Origin of the sequence: Streptomyces sp. NPDC056486 (assembly GCF_042795295.1) — a bacterium.
GTDB lineage: Bacteria > Actinomycetota > Actinomycetes > Streptomycetales > Streptomycetaceae > Streptomyces.
The window spans coordinates 1-2,715 of the sequence record NZ_JBHTSF010000316.1 but is presented as its reverse complement, the minus strand read 5'-3'; the positions used below and the strand labels follow the sequence as shown (position 1 = coordinate 2,715).

Here is a 2,715-nt window from a genome sequence, read left to right as displayed (position 1 = left end):
CATCTTGTCGGGGGTCCAGGGGGCGGAGCCCCATGGTTTCGGGAAGGGGCGGGATTGGGGAAAGCCCCGCAGGGACCGCCTCACCGCTGCCTCATCGACTCCCCGAAGCCCGAGGCGAGCGGCATCCGAAGGCCCAACGGCGGCGGAGCCGCGAGGGCGTCCTCCAGCGGACGCGCATAGGCGTGGCCGAACAGTGAACCCATGACGAAGTCCGATGCCAGGGCCTGGACTTCGGAGTGGTGCTGATGCAACCGGTGTCCGTCGGAGTGGACTTCGAACCGGCACACCTCCCGGTTCGCCTTCTTCGCCCGCTCCGCGAGCCGGAACGAAAGCTCGGGATCGGTCCGCTCGTCGTTCGTGCCGTGCACGATCAGAACCCGCCGCCCCGCGAGCTGCTTCACCGGCTCGGGGGAAGCGGCCACATCGTCCTCGGGCAGCCAAGGGGCCAGTGCCAGGACGGAGTTGACCGCGTCGTGCCCACTGGCCCGCAGCGCGGCCCGGCCGCCCATGTCCATGCCGACGAGGCAGATGGAGACATCGCCGTAGAGACGGGTGACCTCGTCCGCCGCCCACTCCGCGTCCCGCGCGAGGTGCGCCTGCGCCCCGTTCCACCCGCGGCAGCGGTAGTGCACGACGTGCGCGGCGAGCCCCTCGCCGCGGCCGTCCTGGGCGAGCCTGCGGCCGAGTGCGCGCACCGCGTTGGCGGCGAACGGGGACGGCTTGCGGGCAGAGGTCTCGTGGCCGCCGGGGAGCAGCAGCACCGCGCCGCTGACCGCCGAAGGCCGGGTGCCGATCACGCGCCCCAGCCTGGCCGCGCGCGCGGAATCGGGCGTCGCTTGCTGTGCCATGACAGAACAGTGTCAGAAGCGATGGTGTACGCCACCCGTCCGCGGGGTCACTGTTACGTATCGACCCGTGAGATCTACCCGGCGATCTACGCGCGTAGGCGCTAGAGTGCCGAAATGACGAGCCAGACCACCAAAGCCGGTCAGACGGACCGCGAAACGCCCAGCGCCGAACAGATCCGCCGCGCCCCGAAGGTGCTCCTCCACGACCACCTCGACGGCGGCCTGCGCCCCGGCACGATCGTCGACCTCGCCCGTGAGTCGGGGTACGAGGGGTTGCCCGAGACCGACCCCGACAAGCTGGGGATCTGGTTCAGGGAAGCCGCCGACTCCGGTTCGCTGCCGCGCTATCTGGAGACCTTCGCCCACACCTGCGCGGTGATGCAGACGAAGGACGCCCTCAAGCGCGTGGCTGCCGAGTGCGCCCAGGACCTCGCGGAGGACGGCGTCGTCTACGCCGAGATCCGGTACGCCCCCGAGCAGCACCTGGAGCAGGGCCTCACCCTCGAAGAGGTCGTCGAGGCCGTCAACGAAGGCTTCCGGGAAGGCGAGCGGCGCGCGAAGGAGGCAGGCCACCGCATCCGCGTGGGCGCGCTGCTCACGGCCATGCGGCACGCGGCCCGCGCCCTGGAGATCGCCGAACTGGCCAACCGGTACCGCGACCTGGGCGTCGTCGGCTTCGACATCGCGGGCGCGGAGGCGGGCTTCCCGCCCACCCGTCACCTCGACGCCTTCGAGTACCTCAAGCGCGAGAACAACCACTTCACGATCCACGCCGGTGAGGCCTTCGGTCTGCCCTCCATCTGGCAGGCCCTGCAGTGGTGCGGCGCCGACCGGCTCGGCCACGGCGTGCGGATCATCGACGACATCCAGGTCGCCGACGACGGCACCGTGAAGCTCGGCCGCCTCGCCAGCTACGTACGGGACAAGCGCATCCCCCTGGAGATGTGCCCCAGCTCCAACCTCCAGACGGGCGCCGCGAGCTCGTACGCCGAGCACCCCATCGGACTGCTCCGCAAGCTGCACTTCCGGGCCACGGTGAACACCGACAATCGTCTGATGTCCGGCACCAGCATGAGCCGTGAATTCGAGCATTTGGTCGGCACATTCGGCTACACGCTCGATGACATGCAGTGGTTCACAGTCAATGCGATGAAATCAGCGTTCATTCCTTTCGATGAACGCCTGGCCATGATCAACGACGTGATCAAGCCCGGATATGCCGAGCTGAAGTCCGAATGGCTGTTCCGTCAGACCGCCTCCACCAGGGCTTCTGTCGATGTGTAACAGAAATTGAGTCGATGCGGGCGCGGCCGGGAACATTAATTCCCGGCCGTGTTTTTTGCTGTTTCGCTGTTTGCGGACTGCCCCTTCACATGTTTACGGTCATGGGCCGCTCAAAAGTCCCCGTCATCAAGGACGCATTGAAGATGAAGCAGTCTGCCGTCAAGACCCTCGGTGTCGCCGCTCTCGGCGCCGCTTTCGCCGCCGCCGGTGCGGGTGTCGCCACCGCCGCTCCGGGCCTGCCCGACACCACGGACGCGCTCGGTTCCGCCACCTCGATGCTGCCCGTGGAGCAGGTCGCCGACAAGCTGCCCGCCGGTGGCCCCGAGGCGGTAACCGCGGGCCAGAACGCGGTCGGCAGCACCCTGGTGGCCGCCGCACCGACCGTCGCCAAGCTCGGCGAGAGCACCAAGCCCGCCGCCGACAGGTCGGTCAAGCCCGCCGACCCGGTCGCCGGTCTGCTCGGCGGTCTGCCGATCTCCGGCGCCCTGCCCACGCAGGGCCTGCCGCTGCAGGGTCTGCCGCTGAACGGTCTGCCGCTCGGCTGATCCTCGCCGGTCACCGCACACGCCGATGGGGCGCACCC

General features: G+C 69.1%; 3 protein-coding genes. 2 read left to right on the top strand and 1 reads right to left on the bottom strand.

The genetic code is table 11. The features are described from left to right. Positions 1-80: 80 nt before the first annotated feature. Positions 81-848: an alpha/beta hydrolase gene (locus ACFQ7F_RS45680; RefSeq protein WP_383285672.1), complete on the bottom strand. Its 768-nt coding sequence runs from the start codon at positions 846-848 to the stop codon at positions 81-83. 114 nt (positions 849-962) lie between these two features. Between ACFQ7F_RS45680 and ACFQ7F_RS45675 the strand changes: the two genes are divergently transcribed. Both ACFQ7F_RS45675 and ACFQ7F_RS45670 read left to right on the top strand, forming a co-directional pair. Beyond that, complete coding sequence (locus tag ACFQ7F_RS45675) at positions 963-2,132, top strand: adenosine deaminase (protein WP_383285669.1); 1,170 nt, start codon at positions 963-965, stop codon at positions 2,130-2,132. Positions 2,133-2,275: 143 nt separating this feature from the next. Continuing rightward, positions 2,276-2,677, top strand: coding sequence for an ATP-binding protein (locus tag ACFQ7F_RS45670; RefSeq protein WP_383285666.1), 402 nt, complete (start codon positions 2,276-2,278; stop codon positions 2,675-2,677). The last annotated feature ends 38 nt before the right edge of the window (positions 2,678-2,715 follow it).